This window comes from Streptomyces sp. NBC_00483, from assembly GCF_036013745.1.
Taxonomy (GTDB): Bacteria; Actinomycetota; Actinomycetes; order Streptomycetales; family Streptomycetaceae; genus Streptomyces.
The window spans coordinates 1743657-1762074 of record NZ_CP107880.1 but is presented as its reverse complement, the minus strand read 5'-3'; the positions used below and the strand labels follow the sequence as shown (position 1 = coordinate 1762074).

At 72.5% G+C, this 18418-nt stretch carries 17 protein-coding genes; 7 read left to right on the top strand and 10 right to left on the bottom strand.

Annotated elements, in window-relative coordinates; translation table 11 throughout:
- Window positions 1–9: 9 nt before the first annotated feature.
- The 3 genes from OHA73_RS07640 (at window position 10) to OHA73_RS07630 (ending at window position 1750) form a co-directional block, all read left to right on the top strand.
- A complete protein-coding gene (locus OHA73_RS07640; RefSeq protein ID WP_267071551.1) occupies window positions 10–591 on the top strand; it encodes a hydrolase in 582 nt (193 codons plus the stop codon).
- Between the two features lie 116 nt (window positions 592–707).
- On the top strand, window positions 708–1442 hold the full coding sequence (locus OHA73_RS07635; protein WP_327654620.1) for an HNH endonuclease family protein: 735 nt from the start codon (window positions 708–710) through the stop codon (window positions 1440–1442).
- Window positions 1439–1750 carry a hypothetical protein gene (locus tag OHA73_RS07630; RefSeq protein ID WP_443063202.1) on the top strand — a complete coding sequence of 104 codons (312 nt, stop codon included), beginning with the start codon at window positions 1439–1441 and terminating at the stop codon, window positions 1748–1750. The genes OHA73_RS07635 and OHA73_RS07630 overlap by 4 nt, the downstream gene beginning before the upstream one ends.
- Window positions 1751–1794: 44 nt before the next feature.
- Here OHA73_RS07630 and OHA73_RS07625 read toward each other — a convergent pair whose 3' ends face one another.
- Entirely contained in the window at window positions 1795–2754 is a 960-nt protein-coding gene (locus OHA73_RS07625; RefSeq protein WP_327654619.1) for a phosphotriesterase family protein, read from the bottom strand.
- 172 nt (window positions 2755–2926) lie between these two features.
- A complete protein-coding gene (locus tag OHA73_RS07620) occupies window positions 2927–3220 on the bottom strand; it encodes a hypothetical protein (protein ID WP_266719075.1) in 294 nt (97 codons plus the stop codon).
- A 620-nt stretch (window positions 3221–3840) separates the two neighbouring features.
- Between OHA73_RS07620 and OHA73_RS07615 the strand changes: the two genes are divergently transcribed.
- From OHA73_RS07615 to OHA73_RS07605, 3 genes are all read left to right on the top strand, one after another.
- Window positions 3841–5331 (top strand): FUSC family protein, encoded by a 1491-nt coding sequence (locus OHA73_RS07615; protein WP_327654618.1) that lies wholly within the window; start codon window positions 3841–3843, stop codon window positions 5329–5331.
- Window positions 5332–5655: 324 nt separating this feature from the next.
- Entirely contained in the window at window positions 5656–6969 is a 1314-nt protein-coding gene (locus OHA73_RS07610) for a nitric oxide synthase oxygenase (protein WP_327654617.1), read from the top strand.
- A 118-nt stretch (window positions 6970–7087) separates the two neighbouring features.
- Window positions 7088–8128: a lactonase family protein gene (locus OHA73_RS07605; protein ID WP_327654616.1), complete on the top strand. Its 1041-nt coding sequence runs from the start codon at window positions 7088–7090 to the stop codon at window positions 8126–8128.
- On the opposite strand, the gene OHA73_RS07600 is transcribed toward OHA73_RS07605, so the two are convergent.
- The 8 genes from OHA73_RS07600 to OHA73_RS07565 form a co-directional block, all read right to left on the bottom strand.
- Window positions 8125–8775 carry a class I SAM-dependent methyltransferase gene (locus OHA73_RS07600; RefSeq protein WP_266716082.1) on the bottom strand — a complete coding sequence of 217 codons (651 nt, stop codon included), beginning with the start codon at window positions 8773–8775 and terminating at the stop codon, window positions 8125–8127. The two genes, OHA73_RS07605 and OHA73_RS07600, sit on opposite strands and share 4 nt — an antisense overlap.
- Before the next feature lie 104 nt (window positions 8776–8879).
- Window positions 8880–9815: a sirohydrochlorin chelatase gene (locus OHA73_RS07595; RefSeq protein WP_266716083.1), complete on the bottom strand. Its 936-nt coding sequence runs from the start codon at window positions 9813–9815 to the stop codon at window positions 8880–8882.
- Between the two features lie 140 nt (window positions 9816–9955).
- Complete coding sequence (locus OHA73_RS07590; protein ID WP_327654615.1) at window positions 9956–10924, bottom strand: N-acetylglucosamine kinase; 969 nt, start codon at window positions 10922–10924, stop codon at window positions 9956–9958.
- Window positions 10921–11598, bottom strand: a complete 678-nt coding sequence (locus OHA73_RS07585; RefSeq protein WP_266716087.1) for a uracil-DNA glycosylase — start codon at window positions 11596–11598, stop codon at window positions 10921–10923. Before OHA73_RS07585 ends, OHA73_RS07590 begins: the two co-directional genes overlap by 4 nt.
- 73 nt (window positions 11599–11671) lie before the next feature.
- On the bottom strand, window positions 11672–13561 hold the full coding sequence (locus OHA73_RS07580) for an amylo-alpha-1,6-glucosidase (protein ID WP_327654614.1): 1890 nt from the start codon (window positions 13559–13561) through the stop codon (window positions 11672–11674).
- Window positions 13558–14907 (bottom strand): MGH1-like glycoside hydrolase domain-containing protein, encoded by a 1350-nt coding sequence (locus tag OHA73_RS07575; protein WP_327654613.1) that lies wholly within the window; start codon window positions 14905–14907, stop codon window positions 13558–13560. Before OHA73_RS07575 ends, OHA73_RS07580 begins: the two co-directional genes overlap by 4 nt.
- On the bottom strand, window positions 14904–15704 hold the full coding sequence (locus OHA73_RS07570) for a sugar phosphate isomerase/epimerase family protein (protein ID WP_327654612.1): 801 nt from the start codon (window positions 15702–15704) through the stop codon (window positions 14904–14906). The genes OHA73_RS07575 and OHA73_RS07570 overlap by 4 nt, the downstream gene beginning before the upstream one ends.
- A gap of 102 nt (window positions 15705–15806) precedes the next feature.
- Window positions 15807–16853, bottom strand: coding sequence for a zinc-dependent alcohol dehydrogenase (locus tag OHA73_RS07565; RefSeq protein ID WP_323179632.1), 1047 nt, complete (start codon window positions 16851–16853; stop codon window positions 15807–15809).
- 130 nt (window positions 16854–16983) lie between these two features.
- On the opposite strand from OHA73_RS07565, the gene OHA73_RS07560 reads away from it, so the two are divergent.
- Window positions 16984–18390 (top strand): ABC transporter substrate-binding protein, encoded by a 1407-nt coding sequence (locus OHA73_RS07560; RefSeq protein ID WP_327654611.1) that lies wholly within the window; start codon window positions 16984–16986, stop codon window positions 18388–18390.
- The last annotated feature ends 28 nt before the right edge of the window (window positions 18391–18418 follow it).

Genomic DNA, 18418 nt, shown 5'->3' with positions numbered 1-18418 from the left:
GAAGTTCACGTGTCTCTCACCACGCTCGACCCCAAGACCGCCCTCGTCGTCGTCGACCTCCAGAAGGGCCTCATGGGTGTGTCCGGCGCCCCGTACGCCGTGTCCGACGTCGTCGACCGCAGCGCGCGCCTCGCCGATGCCTTCCGCGGGGCGGGGCTCCCTGTGGTCCTGGTCCGGGTCAGCTTCGCCGCCGACGGCTCCGACGCGACGCCCGGCCGCACCGAGACGCCCGGCAGTGGCCGTGCCATGCCCGAGGGCTGGGACGAGATCACCGACGCGCTCGCCGGGCACCCGGAGGACATCACCGTCACCAAGCGGAACTGGTCGGCGTTCTACGGCACCGACCTCGACCTGCACCTGCGCCGCCGCGGCATCACCCAGGTCGTCCTGACCGGAGTCGCCACCAGCATCGGCGTGGAGTCCACGGCCCGCGCCGCCCACGAGCACGGCTACCACGTCACCCTCGCCACCGACGCCATGACCGACCTCGACCCGGAGGGGCACCGCGGCAGCGTCGAGCGGATCTTCCCGCGCCTGGGGGAGACGGGCACGACGGACGAGGTGCTGAAGCTGCTGGCCTCGACTCGCTAGTTCGCACTCCACGGTTGCCTGCGACAGGGCCCGGCCGCGCCTGGTCCCTGACGCTCCGTCGGCCGCATCGTACGCTTCGAGTGTTCGAAGCGGCCGACGGAAGGTAGTTGCGGGGCATGGGGTTTCAGGAACGTACGCGGTTCGGGCGGTTGGGCCGGTCGGCGGTGCCGGCAGCGCTCACGGTGCTGTTGCTCGCGGGGTGCCAGGGGGTCGGCAGCGGGTCCGACGACCCGGCGCAGGGCGCCGAACCCTCGACGTCGGCGAGCGCGACCACCGGCGCCCCCGCGCAGGAGGGCACTCTCCCCGGCGTGCCGAGCGCGGACGACGCCCGAGCCGAACTGGCCGAACTGAAGGTGGCACCCCACGGCTCCATGTCCGGCTACAGCCGTGACAAGTTCCCGCACTGGGAGGAGCAGGGCGACAACTGCACCACCCGCGAAGCCGTCCTCAAGCGCGACGGCAAGGACGTGAAGACGGACGACGAGTGCCGCGCGGTCTCCGGGAACTGGGTCAGCGTCTACGACGGCGAGAAGTTCACGGACTCCGGGGACCTCGACATCGACCACACCGTGCCGCTCGCCAACGCCTGGCGCTCCGGCGCCGACCAGTGGACGCAGGAGCAGCGCAAGACGTTCGCCAACGACCTGAAGCACCCCCAACTCCTGTCGGTGTCCGCCCACTCGAACCGCTCCAAGGGCGACCAGGGGCCCGACGAGTGGCAGCCCGACGTCAAGGACTACTGGTGCACGTACGCCCGCTCCTGGGTGTCGGTGAAGTCGACGTACGAACTGACGGTCACCGACGCCGAGAAGGCCGAGCTGACCACGATGCTGGGCACGTGTTCCGCATGAGCGGGGACGACATGAGCGGGGACGACATGAGCGGGGACGAGAAGAAGGCCGAGACCCTCACCGGCGACGTACACGCCGGTCCCGGTGGCGCCATGACCGACGAGGTCGGCGTGGTCACCGGGGACCTCACCGTCGCCACCGTCCGGGAGGCCGGGGACCGGGCCCGGATCGCCGTCCAGTACACCGGCGCCGACGAGTGGTACACCCTCACCGGCAGCCCCGCGACGGTGCCGCCCGGCGGCCTTGCCGCCCTCCACGCGGAGGTGCTGCGCAGCGTGGAGCGCGGGGGAGGCGCGGTCAGCCCCTGAGGCGCTGGGTCCTGATGACAGGCCCCACGGCCTGTCGACAGGACCTAACTCTCGAAGTGGCGCCGCGGGTTGGCCCGCAGGATCGTGTCGATGTCGTCCTTGGACACACCCTTGTCGGCGAGGGCGGGCAGTACGTCCTCGCTGATGTGCCGGTAGTTCCAGTGCGGGGCGACCTCGGCGCGGTCGATGTCGCCGAACCAGTCGATGAGACACGCGGCGTCGTGCGAGATCGTGATCCGGTCGGTGTAGCCGCGGCGCACCAGCTCCACGATGGTGTCGACGCGCTGTTCGGTGGTCAGTGGTGTGTCGAGCCCGAACCGGTCCATGCCGAGGTACGAGCCGGCGTCGGCGAGCCGCATCAGGTGGTCCAGGTCAGCGGTGTCCCCGGAGTGGCCGATCACGACACGCGTGAGGTCGACGCCCTCCTCGGCGAGCACGCGCTGCGCGACGAGCCCCGACTCCGATGCCGGGTGGGTGTGCACGGTGATCGGCGCCCCGGTGCGTACGGACGCCTGGCCGACCGCCCGCATGGCCCGCTCGACGCCGGGGGTGAGGCCCTGTTCCTCGATGGCGCACTTGAGGAACGCGGCACGCACACCGGTGTCCGCGATGCCCTCGGTCAGATCCTTCACGAACAGGTCGATGAGCGGATCGGGGCCGCCGAACAGGGTGCCGGGACCGTTGTAGTGGAACTGGAACGGCAGGTCGTTGTACGTGTAGAGACCGGTCGCGGGGACGATGTTGAGGTCCGTGCGCGCGGCGATCTTCTGGATGCGGGGGATGTACCGGCCGAGGCCGAGCACCGTCGGGTCGAGGATGGTGTCGATGCCGAGACCCTTGAGCTCGTTCAGCTGGGCGACGGCGTCGTCGACGACGGCCTGCTCGTCCCACTCCGCGTGGTTCTGCCGGAACTCCTCGCCGACGATGACGACGTGTTCATGGACGAGTACGTTCCCGAGTTCGCTGGAGTCGATCGGACCGCGGACCGTCCAGACCTGCGTCATCGGCGCGCCTCTCGATGTGGACGTCGGAGTTGACGTCGGATTCAAGGTGAGCCGAGCGTCCCGCCGGGTGCCCGCGGGCGTCAAGGTGTGCGACGGGTGTGATCGGAAGAAGGCCCGTCGGCGGAGTCTCCAGGGCGTTGGGGGCCGCCCCGAAGTCCGGCCGACGAGCGACTCACAGGCGGCGGATCCAGGCGGCGGCGCCGTGGCCCACCACGAGATAGATCACCGCGGGCAGTGCGTTGTTGAAGAAGACGCGCAGCCCCTCGGTGTCCATGGTGAAGATGTCCTGCGACCAGCCGGCGAGCCAGTCGGCCATGCCGTGCACGAAGTCGACGAACACGTTCGACTGGTTCGCGTCGAGCAGGTACAGCAGGATCCAGAGGCCGAGGAAGACCGCGGCGATGTCGGCCAGGGTGTGCACGATCAGGGCGAAGCGGTCCGCGCCACGGCCGCTGCGGTTGCGCACCGGGCGGCCGGACGGGGTGAACCCGGAGTTCTGGCCGTAGCCGGTGTGGGGGACGGGCTGGTACGGCACGTCCGGGTCCTGGCGGTAGGCGGGCGGCGGGGGACCGTCGTACGCGGGGCGTTGGCCACCGTCGTACGGGGCGCGGGGACCACCGTCGTACGGGGCGCCGGGGCCGCCGTCGTACGGAGTTCCGGGGCCGCCGTGTATCGGGGCGGTGTCTCCGCCTTGTGCGGGATAAGGGCCCCTATGTGGAGGCCTGTTCGGGCTGGAACCGTATGGGGCATTGTTCGGAATGCCGTCGCTGGGGTGAGTCACGGGCGGCATGTTGCCCGTCCCGAGCGGCCGAAACCCGCTTCACCGTCACTCCACAGACACCGCGCATCACGGACGTCCTGTCGAGAGAAAGTCGCGTCGGCGGCCCGGCTGGACAGATGGTCCGGTGGGGCGACGGGGCGGGAGCCGGGGACTGGGCCAATGGCCCAGCGATTCCGGGCTCTGTTGAACCACGGGCCCCACAGGTGCTGAGATGGGCCTGTCGATGGCGCTGCGGACCCGGGAGGGTCTCCGCGGCGCCTTTTCCATGTCAGGAGACGGACGCGGTACGGAAGGGGCGGGGCACGTTGCTGAAGAGGGCGTTCGTGGCGGCGGATCCGGGGCGGATACGGCTGCGGTTCGCGACGCGGGCCGTGCTGGGGATCGGGCTCGCCGTCGCGCTGTGCGGCGCGGTCGGGCAGTCGCTGACCGGTGCGATCACGGGCGGCCTCGCCGCGCTGCTCGCGCTGTTCACGGTGACCGACGCGACGGTGCGCGGGCAGGCCGTCACGACGGCGCTGCTGCCGGCCGTCGGGCTGCCGGTGCTCGCGCTCGCCGCGGCCCTGCACGACATCCCCCTCGCCCGCGATCTCGCCTTCCTGGCCGTCGTGGGAGCGGGCGTGTACGCGCGGCGGTGGGGGCCGCGCGGGCACTCGCTCGGGGTCTTCGCGTTCATGACCTTCTTCGCCTCCCAGTTCCTGCACACCGTGCCGCGGCAACTGCCCGAGCTGTACGTCGCCGTGCTGCTGTCGCTCGGCGCGGCGGCGGTCGTCCGGTTCGGGGTGTGGTGCTACGAGCGGCGGCTCCCGGCGCCCGTCGGCGTGCCCGCGCCGACCGGGGGCACGGGGCTCGCGCGGATCACGACGCGGCAGGCCGTGCAGGCGACCGTGGGGGCGGGATTCGCGCTCGGCATCGGGCAGCTGCTCTCGGACCAGCGGTGGTACTGGGCCGTGGGCGCGACGTGGTGGGTGTTCGTGGCGACGACGTCGCGCGGGGAGACGGTGGTGCGGGGCTTCCGGCGGTTCCTGGGGACGGTGCTCGGCATCGTGCTCGGGTTCCTGGTCGCCGTCCCGCTGCACGACCACGCGGTGGCCGCCGCCGTGATCGTCGCGGTCAGCGTCTTCGGGATCTTCTACACCGCGCACGTCTCGTACACCTGGATGATGCTCGCGGTCACGGTGATGGCGAGCATGCTGTACGGGCTCCTCGGCGTGCTCGACCCGGCGCTGCTTGCCCTCCGGGTGGGGGAGACGGCGGTCGGTTCGCTCGGCGCCGCGCTCGCGGTGCTGCTCCTGCTGCCCGTGACCACGCACTCCGTGACCGAGGCATGGGTCGAGCGGGCGCTGCGGTGTGTGCACGCGTGCGCGGCCGAGACGGCGGCGCGGCTGAGCGGCGACGCGAGCGCCGATCCGGCGCCGCGCGTCGCGGAACTGGAGCACATCCTCGGGCGGGTACGGCTGTCGTTGTCGCCGCTCGTGCATCCGCTGAGCCCCGTGAAGGCCCGGAAGGGCCGGGCCCGGCAGGTGCTCACGCTGCTCGACGACTGTGCGCGCGAGGTGCGGGGGCTGGCGTCCGTCGCCGCGGACCCGGAGGCCTCCCACGACGCGCGGCTCGCAGCGGCGTGCCAGCGGGTGGAGGCGGCGGTCGAGGCGCTCACGGCTCCCGCGCCGTACGCTCGCGCGGCGGTTGCGGTTCCGCAGGTCGCGGAGGCGGGGCATCCGGTCCTGGCCCACCTGCACGCGCTCGAGCGCGCGCTGGTGGAGCTGGCGGTACCGCTGCGCGGGGCTCGGGAGGCGTAGGGCCTGTCGTTTGGATCAGGCCGGGCGCGCAGTCGGCCGCGCGCGCCCCAGGCGCAGTTCCATGCGCTCCCCGCGCCTCCGTAACCGGGCGCCGACCGGGGTCGGCTTGTGGTTGTCTCGCAGCGGCGTGGACACCGCCGCATCGTTTGAGGCACGTGTCCGGGGCACATACAGGGTGGATCAGTTCGCCCGACGGGTAGACCCCGCGCCATCGAATCCAGGGCGCACGTCCGTGCGGGAGCGGGCCGCGCGCCGATGACCAGTCGCTGGGGGTGCACCATGCGTAGCAACCTGCGCCGGAACGGAACACGAGCCGTGGAGGACGTGACGAACGCGAGGAGCACGACGGACCCGGCGGACGCCGCCGGCTGGCTGGCCCTCGCCCCGAACCGGCACACCGGCCCCCGCGCCCCCGAACCGCCCCGCCACGACCGCTGCCCGGTCACCGCCGATGGCACCCGCCCCAGGCCCGCCACCCCCACCCCACGCGGCACCGGCGAAGTCGCACACGCCGCGGCCGCGTTCGTCCGCCAGCACCACGCGGAGCAGGGGCTCGGCGACCCGTCCGCCCGCCTCGCCGAGGTCGACGCCGAGCTCGCGGCCACGGGCACGTACACGCACACACCGCAGGAACTCGTCTTCGGCGCCCGCGTCGCCTGGCGCAACGCCAACCGCTGCATAGGCCGCCTCTACTGGCAGTCCCTGCGCGTACGCGACCTGCGGCACCTCACCGCCGCCGAGGAGATCGCCGAGGCCTGCGCCGACCATCTGCGCGAGGCGGCCCCCGGCGGCCGCATCCGCCCGCTCATCACGGTCTTCGCCCCCGATCGGCCGGACCACTCCGGCCCCCGGATCTGGAACGAACAACTCATCCGCTACGCCGGCTACGTCCAGCGCGACGGCCATGTGGTCGGGGACCCGCGCGGCACCGGACTCACGGCGTACGCCCGCCGCCTGGGCTGGCGCGGCGGCGCCGGCAGCCCCTTCGACGTACTGCCGCTGCTCGTCCAGGCGGACCCGCGCCGCCCGCCCCGCTGCTTCGACCTCCCCTCCGACGCGATCCTCGAAGTCCCTTTGCGGCACCCGGAGTTCGACTGGTGGTCCGATCTCGGCCTGCGCTGGCACGCGGTCCCCGCGCTCGCCAACATGTGCCTGGAGATCGGCGGCGTCTGCTACGGCGCGGCGCCCTTCAACGGCTGGTACATGGGCACGGAGATAGGCGCCCGCAACCTCGCCGACACCGACCGCTACAACCTCCTGCCCTACCTCGCCGAATGCCTCGGCCTCGACACCTCCAGCGACCGGTCTCTCTGGAAGGACCGCGCCCTCGTCGAGCTGAACCGCTCCGTCCTGCACTCCTTCGACAGCGCGGGCGTCACCATGGCCGACCACCACACCGAGTCCCGGCGCTTCCTCACCCACGTCGCCCGCGAGGAGTCCCGCGGCCGCGCCGTCGGCGCCGACTGGTCCTGGATCGTCCCGCCGCTCTCCGGCTCGACGACCCCGGTCTTCCACCGCACGTACGACGACGCACCGGCCACCCCCGCCTACGTCCACCACCCCGACGCCCACACCCGCGCCCGCGGCGAGGAGCCGGCCACGCAACGCCCCACGAGGCCCTGGCGGGACCTGCTCTGACCCAGGGCCTGCCGTTCGGATCAGGCCGGGCTCGCGGGGCCGGTCCAAACGGCAGGCCCTGGCCCGCTGCTACCGTCGGCGGCGCGGGCGCCGGGTCCGCACGCCGAAAGGGGACGCAGTGACCGGGAGTCAGGCAGAGCGGGCGTACATCGGATCGTTCACGGCGGCCGGCGGGCGCGGCATCGTGACCGCGGCGCTCGACCCCAAGGACGGCTCGCTCACGCTCCTCGACGCCACGGACGAGCTGCCCGACCCCTCGTACCTGACGGTCTCCGGCGGCCTGCTGTACGCGGTGAGCGAGACGGCCGACGGGGCGGTGGCCGCGTTCCGCACGGACTCGGCGCCGCTGACGCCCGCCGCGCCGCCGGTGCCGGTGGGCGGCGAGAGCCCCACCCATCTGTCCGTCTGGGACGGGCGGGTCCTGACCGCCAACTACGGTTCCGGCAGCGTCAGTTCGGTCCCGCTGCGCGCCGACGGCATCCCGGCCGGAGGCGCGGCCGAGGCGCACCGCCACACCGGTTCGGGCCCGCACCCGCAGCGCCAGCAGTCCCCGCACGCCCACCAGATCCTGCCGGACCCCACCGGCGCCTGGGCCCTCGCGGTCGACCTGGGCACGGACTCGGTCCACGTGTACGCGAAGAACCCCGAAGGAAGCGGCCTCCTGCCGCACCAGGAGACGGCCCTGCGCCCCGGCTCGGGCCCCCGCCACCTGGCCTTCCACCCGTCGGGCGACTACGTGTACGTCCTCAACGAACTCGCCCCCACGCTGACGGTCTGCGCGTGGAACGCCGCGGACGGCGCCCTCAAGCCGCTCACGGAGACCCCGGTTCTGACGGGCGCACCGGCCGGCGACGCGTACCCCTCGGCGCTCGTCGTCGCCCCCGACGGCCGCTTCCTGTGGACGGCGACGCGCGGCGCCGACCTGCTCTCCCTCTTCGCCCTCGACCCGACCGGCGAGCGGCCGACCCTCCACGGCACCGTCCCCTGCGGCGGCAACTGGCCCCGCGACCTGGCCCTCGACCCGTCCGGCCGGTTCCTCTACGCCGCGAACGAGCGCTCCGGCGACGTCACGTGGTTCACGGTCGACCGGGAGTCCGGGGTCCCGGTGCGGGGCGGCAGCGCACCGGTGCCGGCGGCGTCCTGCGTGGTCTTCGGCTAGACGGCAGGCTCCGCCACACCCACGAGGTAGTTCCGCGCCGCAGGGCGTACGTCCGCCGCCCAGCCGAGGGAGGCCAGGTCACCGGTCAGTGCCTCGGCCTCGTGGAAGACCTTCACGATGCGGTACCGGCTGCCGTCGTCGAGCTCGCGCACCGCGGCCGGGGCGGACTCGTCCGTCAGCAGCTCCTCGTCCGCGGCCATGGACGGGCCGTCGTCGACGAAGACCACCTTGCCGCCGGGAGCGAGGGACGCGGCGACCGAGCTCCAGAACCCCGGCATCCGGGCCGGCGGCACGTGCGACAGCCAGAATCCGAAGAACACGGTGTCGTAGCGCCGCGACGGCCGCCAGTCGAACAGATCGGCCTGCTCGAAGCGGACGTTGGGCGCGGACACCCGCTCCCGTGCGATCGCGAGCACTTCCTCCGACGCGTCGACGGCCGTCACCGACGTGACCCGCGGCGCGAACCGCGCGGTCCACTGCCCGGTCCCACAGGCCAGCTCCAGCACGTCCCCGCGGACGGGCCACTCCGCGCTGCCCCGCAACAACTCCTGCAAGTCCGCCCGCTGCGCATAGGGCCGGTCGTACTCGGGCGCCCGCGCCCGGTAGTAGGCCAGCTGTTCCGTCACCAGGGCGTCATCGAGGGTCATCCCCCGACCGTAACGGCCAACGATCACCCATCAAGCCCGTCCGGCGATTGAGGACAAAAAAACGGGGTCCGGGACATCGTCCCGGACCCCGAACCCCCAACCGCTCAGCTGCCAGAGGCAACCGGCTGAGGCGTGATCCCGAGCGCCGTCGCGTACTTCGCGAGCGCGAGCTTCCCCATCGCCGGATACGCCCCCAACGGCTCCGCGACGGCACACCCCGCATCCTTGGCGGCAGCCTCAAGTACGGACGGGTCGAGCTCGGGACCGACGAGGTACGGCGCGAGCGCCAGCTGCTGCGAACCGGAACCGCGCAGCTGCTCGGCCGTGGCGGCAACCGCCCCTTCCTCGTCGAGCGCCGCCGCCATCACCGGCACGGCGAGACGCGCGGCGAGCAGCATGCCGGTGATCCCCGCGGCCTGGACCGCCTCCTCGCCGCCTATGGACGCGAGGATGATCCCGTCCGCCGCCGTGGTCACGGCGAAGAGGCGGGCGCGGTCGGCGCGGGCCAGGCCGGCCTCCGAGAGCCGCACGTGCAGCGCCTCCGCGAGCAGCGGGTGCGGGCCGAGCACATCGGTCAGCTCCGCGGCGACCCGGCTCTCGGCGATGGCCTGCCGGATCTGCCGCAGCTGGGCGTTGTCCGGTCCTGCGAGCAGCGGCACGACGACGCCGACCGGCCCGGCCGGCTCCTGCGCCTCGACACCGGCCGCGAGCGCCTGCTCGTAGCGGGCGGTGCGCTCCTTCGCGGCGTGCGCGAGCACGGACGCCAGCGAGGGGAACTCGGCAGAGATCGGGAAGTCGGTGAGCTCACCCTCCACGAAGCCGACCCGCGCGTCCAGACCGGGCAGCTCGGACCGGGCGATGCTCACCACCTCGTCGGCGAGCATGCGCGTGGCGGCGCTGGGCGTGCCGGGCACCGCGAGCACAAGAGACGGCGCGCCCTCGGGGGCGGCCACGGGTTCCGGGCGACGGTGGCGTCCGGGCTGTCGGGGTCGCGGCATTCGTACGGGCAGGCCGGATGCGGGCCCAGTGGGGGTGCTCATGGCGCCGCATGCTACTGGCTCGACCGGCTTCGTTGTTCGGTCAGGGTGCACATGAGCGGTTTCCGTCCGAGATTGTCCTTTCAGTTACGAATCCTGCAAGTGTCCTGGTCCGGAGGGGTGTGCGGGATATTCGAAGTGAATTACGGCACATGAAGCAGGCGTCGGTCGAGCGGCAGCCGGAGTCCGTCCGCGGCGAGCGCGGCAGCGATCACGAGGGACCCGTGCAGGGGGTCGCCGGCGGCGGGCACGACCGTGGCCTGCGGAAGCTGCTCGGTCAGCTCCTCCCGCAGCGGGCCGAGCAGCGGCTCGCCCAGCTTGAAAAGGCCACCGGTCAGGGCGACCTCGCCGCCGTCGGCCGGACAGACCGCCGCGGCCGCCTCGGCGATGTGCGCGGCGGCCCGACGCAGGATGTCCGCGGCCGCCGGGTCGTCGAGGGTGCAACGTGCCACGTCGGGGGCGAACGCGGCGAGGGCCGCCGGACGGTCGGTGCGCGGGTAGATGCGGCCCGGCAGTTCGATGGCGGGCCCGAAGCGTTCCTCGGCGAGCGCGAGCAGCTCCTTGCTCCCGCCGCGCCGCCCGTCGAAGGCGCGCATCGCGGCGTCGAGCCCGGCCTGTCCGATCCACGCGCCGCCGCCGCAGTCGCCGAGCAGATGTCCCCACCCGTCGGCCCGCCGCCAGCCCGCGAGGTCGGTGCCGAGCGCGATCATCCCGGTGCCCGCGGCGACGACCGCCCCGCGCCGCTGCCCGAGCGCACCCGCGTACGCGGTGACCCCGTCGGCGGCCAACGCGAGCCGCCCGACGCCCAGTTCACGCGCGAGCGCCCCCGGCAACTCGGCCCGGAGCCCGTCGCCGAGCGTCGCCATCCCGGCCGCCCCCAACGCGACGGCGGACACGGCGACTTCCCCGGCGTGGCCCAGCAACTCCCGCGCCATCGGCACGAGTTGCTCAACCATGTGCCCGGGATCGATGCCGGAGCCCGACGTACGTACAGGTACGGACGAAGTGTTCGTCAGCGCGCGCCCGATGTCGTCGACGGGCGCGAGCGCGGCCCGGAGTCCCGAGCCGCCCGAGTCCACCCCGAGCACCCACTCGGCCGGGCCCTCGGTCACGGCAGCCGCCAGTCGACGGGCTGCGAGCCCTGGCGTTCGAGAAGGTCGTTGGCCCGGCTGAACGGGCGGGAGCCGAAGAAGCCGCGATCCGCCGACATGGGGGAGGGGTGCGAGGACTCGACCGCCGGATAGTCGCTGAGCAGCGGCCGCAGATTGCGCGCGTCACGGCCCCACAGGATTGACACGAGCGGCGTCCCGCGCGCGGCGAGGGCGCGGATCGCCTGCTCGGTGACCTGCTCCCAGCCCTTGTCGCGGTGCGAGGCCGGACGGCGCGGGGCCACCGTGAGCGCCCTGTTGAGGAGCAGCACGCCCTGCTGCGTCCACGGGGTCAGGTCCCCGTTCGAAGGCTCCGGCAGCCCGAGGTCCGCGTTCATCTCGCGGTAGATGTTGATGAGGCTGGGCGGCAGGGGGCGTACGTCAGGAGCCACCGAGAAGGACAAACCGACAGCGTGCCCCGGCGTCGGGTAGGGATCCTGCCCGACGATCAGCACCCGCACGTCGTCGAACGGCTGCTGGAAGGCGCGCAGCACGTTGGCGCCCGCCGGGAGGTAGGTGCGCCCGGCGCCGATCTCCGCGCGGAGGAATTCCCCCATCGCGGAGATCTGCCCGGCCACGGGCTCGAGGGCCTTCGCCCAGCCCGCTTCGACGATTTCATGCAGAGGTCGTGGTGCCACGGGCGTCACCCTACTGCCGCCCCGGCACCCCGACTCAACCGGCCGCCCGTCGACCACTGGTCGTGGTAAGGCGTCAACCTCCCACCGCGGTAAGGGCGGTGCGCAGCGCCCACGGCGTCGCCGCCGCCCACGCCTGCGGGGAGCAGGAGTGCGGGTAGGGGACCGGGCGGGCGGCATCGGTGCGCGCGTAGCCGCCGAGCACCTCGGGGAGCCGGTGCCCGTGCCCGGCCGCCGCGTCGATCAGCCCGGACGCCATCCGGCGCAGCTCGTCGCCGAGCCCGTAGCGGGCGAGGCCGAGCGCGATGACGGCGTTGTCGTGCGGCCAGGCGCTGCCGCGGTGGTACGACAGCGGGTGGTAGGGACGCTGGTCCGCGGCGAGCGTGCGGATCGCCCAGCCCGAGAAGAAGTCCGGTGTGAGCAGCCGCTCGCCCACGCGTCGCGCGCGGTCCTCGTCGAGGATGCCGGACCACAGCAGATGCCCGGCGTCCGAGGCGAGCGCGTCGACCTGGCGGCCCTCCCCGTCGAGGGCGAGCGCCGGGAAATCGTCATCGGCCAGCCAGAAGTCACGGGCGAAGCGCGCCCGCAAATCGTCGGCCAGCCGGTCCAACTCCCGTGCGTACGCGGCGTCCTGCCACACCTGCGCGGCGAGGCGGGCCGTGCGACGCAGAGCGTCGTACGCGTAGCCCTGGGCCTCGGATACGGCGATGGGGCCTTCCGCCTGGGTGCCGTCCTTGAAGCAGATGGCGCCTGCGGAGTCCTTCCAGTTCTGGTTGACGAGACCGTTCGGGTCCGGCTCATAGACGAGATAGCCGTGCTCGCGCAGGCCGCCGTCGCCGAGCATCCAGTCGACGGCGGAGCGCACGTGCGTCTCCAGACGGGCGGCGAGCGCCGCGTCCTTCGTCGCCTCGAAGTGGGCGTGCAGCAGCACCAGGAACAGCGGCGTCGCATCGATCGTCCCGTAGTAACGCCCGTACGGCACCTGCCCGAAGTGGGCGAGCTCGCCGCGCCGCGTCTCGTGCACGATCCGGCCGGGCTGCTCGCCGCGGAACGCGTCGCACTCCCGTCCCTGCGTGGCGGCGAGCGCGCTCAGCGTGCCGGCCGCGAGGGCGGGCCGGTAGGGGAGCATGAAGTACGAGGTGAGCAGGGAATCCCGCCCGAACAGGGTGAGGAACCACGGCACACCGGCCGCCGGGATGCTGACGGGCTCGCCGTCCACGCCAGGAGCGGAGATCGTCAACAGGTCCAGATCCGCGAGCCCTTGGGCGCACGCCCGGTCCAAGTCGTCGGATACGTCGATGAGTTCGGCCGCACCGCCGCGCACCCGGTCCGCCGCGAGCTGCGGACCGCCGTGCGGATGCGCCGCGACGTTCAGCCGCAGCTCGACCCGGCCGTGCGGCGCCAGGGCGAGGCGCCACACCAGCTCGTACGGCCCGTCGCCGCGTACGGAGTCGGGCGCGGGGGACGCGGACACGACCGTGCGGGAGTGCCAGTCGGCCCTGCGGTAGTCGAACTCGACGCCCGTGTCCGTGCGGTGAGCCGTGCGCTCAGCACCTGGCTTGGGGTAGCTGCGCTCGTCCGCGCGCAGCTCGAAGGTGTCGGCGAAGTCGGCGTCCGCGGTGATGACGACCTCGGCGGCGAGCGGGTCGGGGCTGTTGCTGACGAGCTGCAGGACGTCCGTGAACTCGCCTGCCGTGACGGCCTGTTGGCGGAAGACGGTGTACGTGGGCGGTGCGTCGCGGGTCCCTTCCGGGGTGAGTACGCACTCCCCGGCCGACCCGGCGGGGGAGAGCACGGCGGGCGCGGTGCCGTCGACGGCGAGCTGCCAGCGGCTCAGATGTCGGGCGTCGCGCACGAACAATCCGTCCGGCGTGGCCCCGCGCGTACCGGTGACACCGCCGTCCGCGTCGATGTGCGCGAACGTGGCGTCGCGCACGAGTTGAGTGCGTTGCGTGGCGCCGCTCATCGGGCTGCCTCCTCGGAGTTCAGCAGGTCGAGGGCGAGCGCGGCCGTCCAGGAGAATGAGCGGGCGCCGCGCGCCGCGCCCGTCGTCGGGTCGACGTACTCCGCGAACCCGGACGCGCCCGCCGTGTCGAGGAGCGCGGCGCGGATCCGGTCGGCGTGCAGGTGCCGGCCGTGGGTGCGCAGGCCGCGCTCGATGAGCCACGCGGTGTTGAACCAGGCAGGCCCACGCCAGTACCGGGTCGGGTCGAAGGCCGGGCCCGTCAGGTCGTAACTCGGCACGAGAGCCGTGGAGTCGGCGTGGAAGGCCGGGCCGTCCAGCGTCGACACCAGACGGTCCACGACCTCCTCGGGCAGACCGGGCGCGAGCAGCGGAACGAGCCCCGCCACACTGCGCGCCGGCACGAAGGTGTCGTCGACCAGGTCGCGGGCCCGGAACAGGCCGGCCCCGTCGTCCCACAGGCGCGTCACGAGCGCGTCGGTGAGCTTCGCGGCCCCCGCCTCGTGGACGGCCGCGTCGCCGCCCACGCGGCCCGCGATCTCGGCGAGCGCCAGCTCGCTCGCGATCAACAGGGCGTTCATGCACGGGTCTTCGAGGCGGAAGGGGTGCTCGGCCGCACGGTCGTCGTACCCCGCGTCGCGGTAGTCGACGGCGAGCCGCACATAGCGGCCGTAGTCGAGGTCCGTGGGGCGGTCCGCCGGGTGGCCGTGGTCGAGGTCGGCGCGCCGGTAGCTGCCGGGGTCCGCCGGGGTGATGCGGGCCAACGGGGCGTCCCAGCAAGGGCTGTTGTCCATGCCGGGCTCCCACGGGTGCACGATCGCCGCGAGGCCACCGCCGCCCAGATCGCGCCGGTCGAGGAGGTAGCGGTGCCAGGCCACGAGGCGCGGATACACCCGGGCCAGAAAGTCGCGGCGGTGCGACTCGGCCGGGTCGGCGCGGTGCACGAGCCAGGCGGCCAGCGCGTGCACGGGCGGCTGGACGATGCCCGACGTCTCGGGCGAGACCGGCGCGCCCACCCCTGCGCCCGCCGTGGACGAGCGCCAGAAGTCGGGGCTCGGGAAGTACGCCCCGTTCGGCACCGCCGAGTTGAACACGATGTGCGGCACACGCCCGTCGCCCCACTGCGCCCCGAGCAGCGACTCCAGCTCGCGCTGCGCCCGGCGCGCGGACAGGTGCCGAAGGCCGATCGCGATGAACGCGGAGTCCCAACTCCACTGGTGCGGATACAGGGTTCGGGACGGCACCGTGCTCGTGCCCACCCAGTTGTCGAGGAGGACCCGGCCCGCACCGCGCCGCAGGGTCAGGTCCGCGGCGGCGGTGCGGGCGGGCCCGTCGAGAAGAGCGGTCACGCGCCGGACCCCTTGAGGAACGCGGGCACGGACCGGACCGCCTCGACCGGGTCGCCGGTCAGCCGGCACTCGGCCGCGAGGTACCCCTCGTAGCCGGCGGTGTGCAGGGCGCCCAGCCACGCCTGCCAGTCGAGGTGTCCCGCGCCCGGCTGGAAGCGGTTGGAGTCCGACACCTGGGCGTGCCCGATGTAGGGGGCGTGGGTGAGGATCGCCTGCGCGGGGTCGGTCTCCTCGATGTTCATGTGGTAGCTGTCGATGCCGATCCGGACCGCGTCCAGACCGACCTCCTTGATCAACTCGGCTGCCTGCTCAAGGCGGTTGACCATGTGGTCCTCGTACCGGTTGAGCGGTTCGAGGTAGAGCGTGACGCCCTCGGCGGACGCGTGCTCGCCCAGCTCGGTGAGGCCTTCGAGCAGGACCTCGCGGTCCCGCTCCTCCGAACGCGGCGGCTCGAACGGGGGCAGGCGGCGCGAGAACATCCCGTACGAGGCCGGGGTCTGCGCGCCGAGCCCGCCGATCTCGGCGATGACGGAGAGCTGCGACTTCATCTGGACGATCGCGTCGCGGCGCAGCTCGTCGTCGAAGGCGCCGAAAAAGTGCAGCATGTCGACGCACACGGTCGGCATGACCACGCCGTCCTTGAGGGCCTGCTTCAACTCCGGGAGCCGGGAGGCGAAGTGCAGGTCGCCCTTGGCGCGCAGCTCGATGGCCCCGTACCCGGCGCCCTGCGCGAACTCCCACTTCTCCTGGAGGCTCTCGCCGGGCAGCAACTGTTCCTGGGCAGCGATCTTCAGCATGTCTTTCTCGGTACCTCTCAGGCCCTCCGGGGGCCGTCTCGGGCCTACGGGGCCGTCTCGGGCCTGGGCCCTGTCGTGTGGATCGGGCCGTCTCGAAACTTCTCAGAATTCCAGGACGACCTGGAGGGCATCCGCGGGGCGCTCGTCGAGCAGGACGTACGCGTCGGCCGCGTCCGCGACCGGGACGACATGGCTGACCAGCGACTCCACGTCGACCTGGCCCTCGGCGACGAGCCGCAGGAACGTCTGCTGGAGGCGCTCCACGGTCCAGCGGCCGGACAGCTGCGCCGGGACGCCGCCGATCTGCGAGCAGACGATCTCCACGCGGTTGTGGTGGAACTCGTCGCCGAGCCGCAGGCCCATGCCGTCGCCCTGGTAGAAGCCGGAGGCGACGACGCGGCCGCCGACGGTCACCGAGCGCACGGCCTGGTGCAGCGCCGGGTAGACGCCGCTGATCTCGATGGCGAGGTCGGTGCCGCGGCCCCCGGTGGCCTCGCGGATGCGCTCGGCGACCGCGTCCGTGCGGGCGTTGAGCGTCGCGTGGGCGCCGTACTTCTTCGCCGACTCCAGGCGGGCGTCCATCGCGTCGACCGCGGTGACACGGGCGCCGCTGAGCTGGGCGAGGCGGGTGGCGATCAGGCCGATGACGCCCTGGCCGAACACGGCGACGTCCTCGCCGAGATTGATGCCGCCGGCCAGGATCGCGTTGTACGCGATGGCGCCGACCCGGGCGAACGCTCCGGCCAGGGGTTCGAGGCCCGCCGGGAGCGTGTGGCCGATCATGCGCTCGGCCGGGACGATGCCCTCGCTGCGGTGGCCCCAGATGCCCCACACGAGGTCGCCGACCTCGGGCATGCCCGGCGTGCCGACCAACTCCGGGGAGACCTCGGTGACTTCGCCGACCTCGGAGTAGCCCCAGCCGACGACCGGGTACGAGATGCCGGCCTCGTCGTCGCGGAAGAGGCGGGCGTCGGCGTCCCAGGTCCGGGTCAGATAGGGGTTCGTGCCGCGGTAGGCGGTCAGCTCCGTGCCGGCCGATATGCCCGAATAGCGGGTGTGGACGCGCAGGTGGCCCGGCGGCAGCTCCAGGCTCTCGTGCTCGGCCACCTCCACCTGGCGGGGACCTGTGAATTGAACGACGCGTTCCACGGACGGCTCCGAAAAAGGGTGGTGTGCCTGTTGGTTGGGTCGACAATATCCGCAACTTATGTCTTGTCAACAGGCAAAAGTAGTGCTGAGATGCGTGCTTGATAGACGTAAGTCGGCGATGGGGACGGTAATGCGCACCAGGACGCGGCGGTCGAAGGCGATCGCGGTCGGCGCCACGACAGCCTTGGGCATAGGACTGCTCACCGGCTGCGCGAGCAGCACAGGGCCGGGCACACCGGACCGTGAGATCACCGTGTGGTCCCAGGAGAACCTCCCGGACCGCGTCGCGGCGACGCAGAAGATCATCGACGGCTTCGAGAAGAAGACCGGCGTCAAGGTGCATCTCGTCGGCGTCGACGAGGGGCAGATGCCCCAACTCATCATGTCCGCGGCGGCGTCCGGCCATCTGCCCGACGTGATCGGCGCCGCCCCCATGGGCCAGACCTGGCAGATGTACAGCAACGGCCTGCTCAACACGGACATACCCCGGCAGATCGTCAAGAAGCTGGGGCGGGGAACGTTCGACAAGAACGCCCTCAAGCTCACCAGCGACGGCAACGTCAGCCTCGGCGTCCCCTCCGACGCCTGGCTGCAGCTCCTCGTCTACCGCAAGGACGACTTCGCCGAGGCGGGACTCAAGAAGCCGGACACGTACAACAAGCTCGTCACGGCCGCCAAGAAGCTCACCACCAAGGGCCACGACGGCGTCTCCGCCGCCACCGACCCCTCGGACGTCTTCACCTCGCAGAGCTTCGAGAGCCTCGCGCTCGCGAACGACTGCCAGCTCGTCGACGGCCACGGCAAGGTCACCCTCGACTCCCCGCAGTGCGTCAAGGCGTTCCACACCTACGACCAGCTGGCGCGCGAGTACGGAGCCCCCGGCACCCAGACCGTCGACTCGACGCGCGCCACCTACTTCGCGGGCCGCTCGTCGATGATGATCTGGTCCTCGTTCCTCCTCGACGAACTGGCGGGCCTGCGCAAGGATGCCCTGCCGAGCTGCCCGCAGTGCGAAGGCAAGGACAAGCAGTTCCTCGCCGACAACACCGGCATCGTCACCGCGCTCAAGGGCGCGAAGGCGAAGAAGGCCGCACAGTTCGGCGAGATCACGTCCTGGGTCACCACCAAGACCGCCGAGACGGACGCCTCCCGCGAGTTCATCGAGTACATGATGGGCAGCGGCTACGAGTCCTGGTTCGGACAGGCCCCCGAGGGCAAGATCCCGGTCCGCCGGGGCACCGCCGCGGAGCCCGAGAAGTACATGGCCGCCTGGCGGCACAGCAAGATCGGCGTCGGCGAGCGCAAGCCCCTCGACGAGGTCTACTCGCCGCAGGTCCTCGACCAACTGGCCGACGGCATCGGCGACTTGCGCCGCTGGGGCATCGAGCAGGGCGAGGGCGCACTGGTCGGCGCCACCAACGGCGAACTGCCGGTGCCGAAGGCCATCGGCGCCATGACCGCGGGCCAGACCTCACCCCGCGAGGCCTCGCGCGAGGCCGAGGAAGAGGTGGCCGCCCTGAAGAAGTCCCTGCAATAGCGGCCCGCCAGAAGTCCCTGCAGCAGCG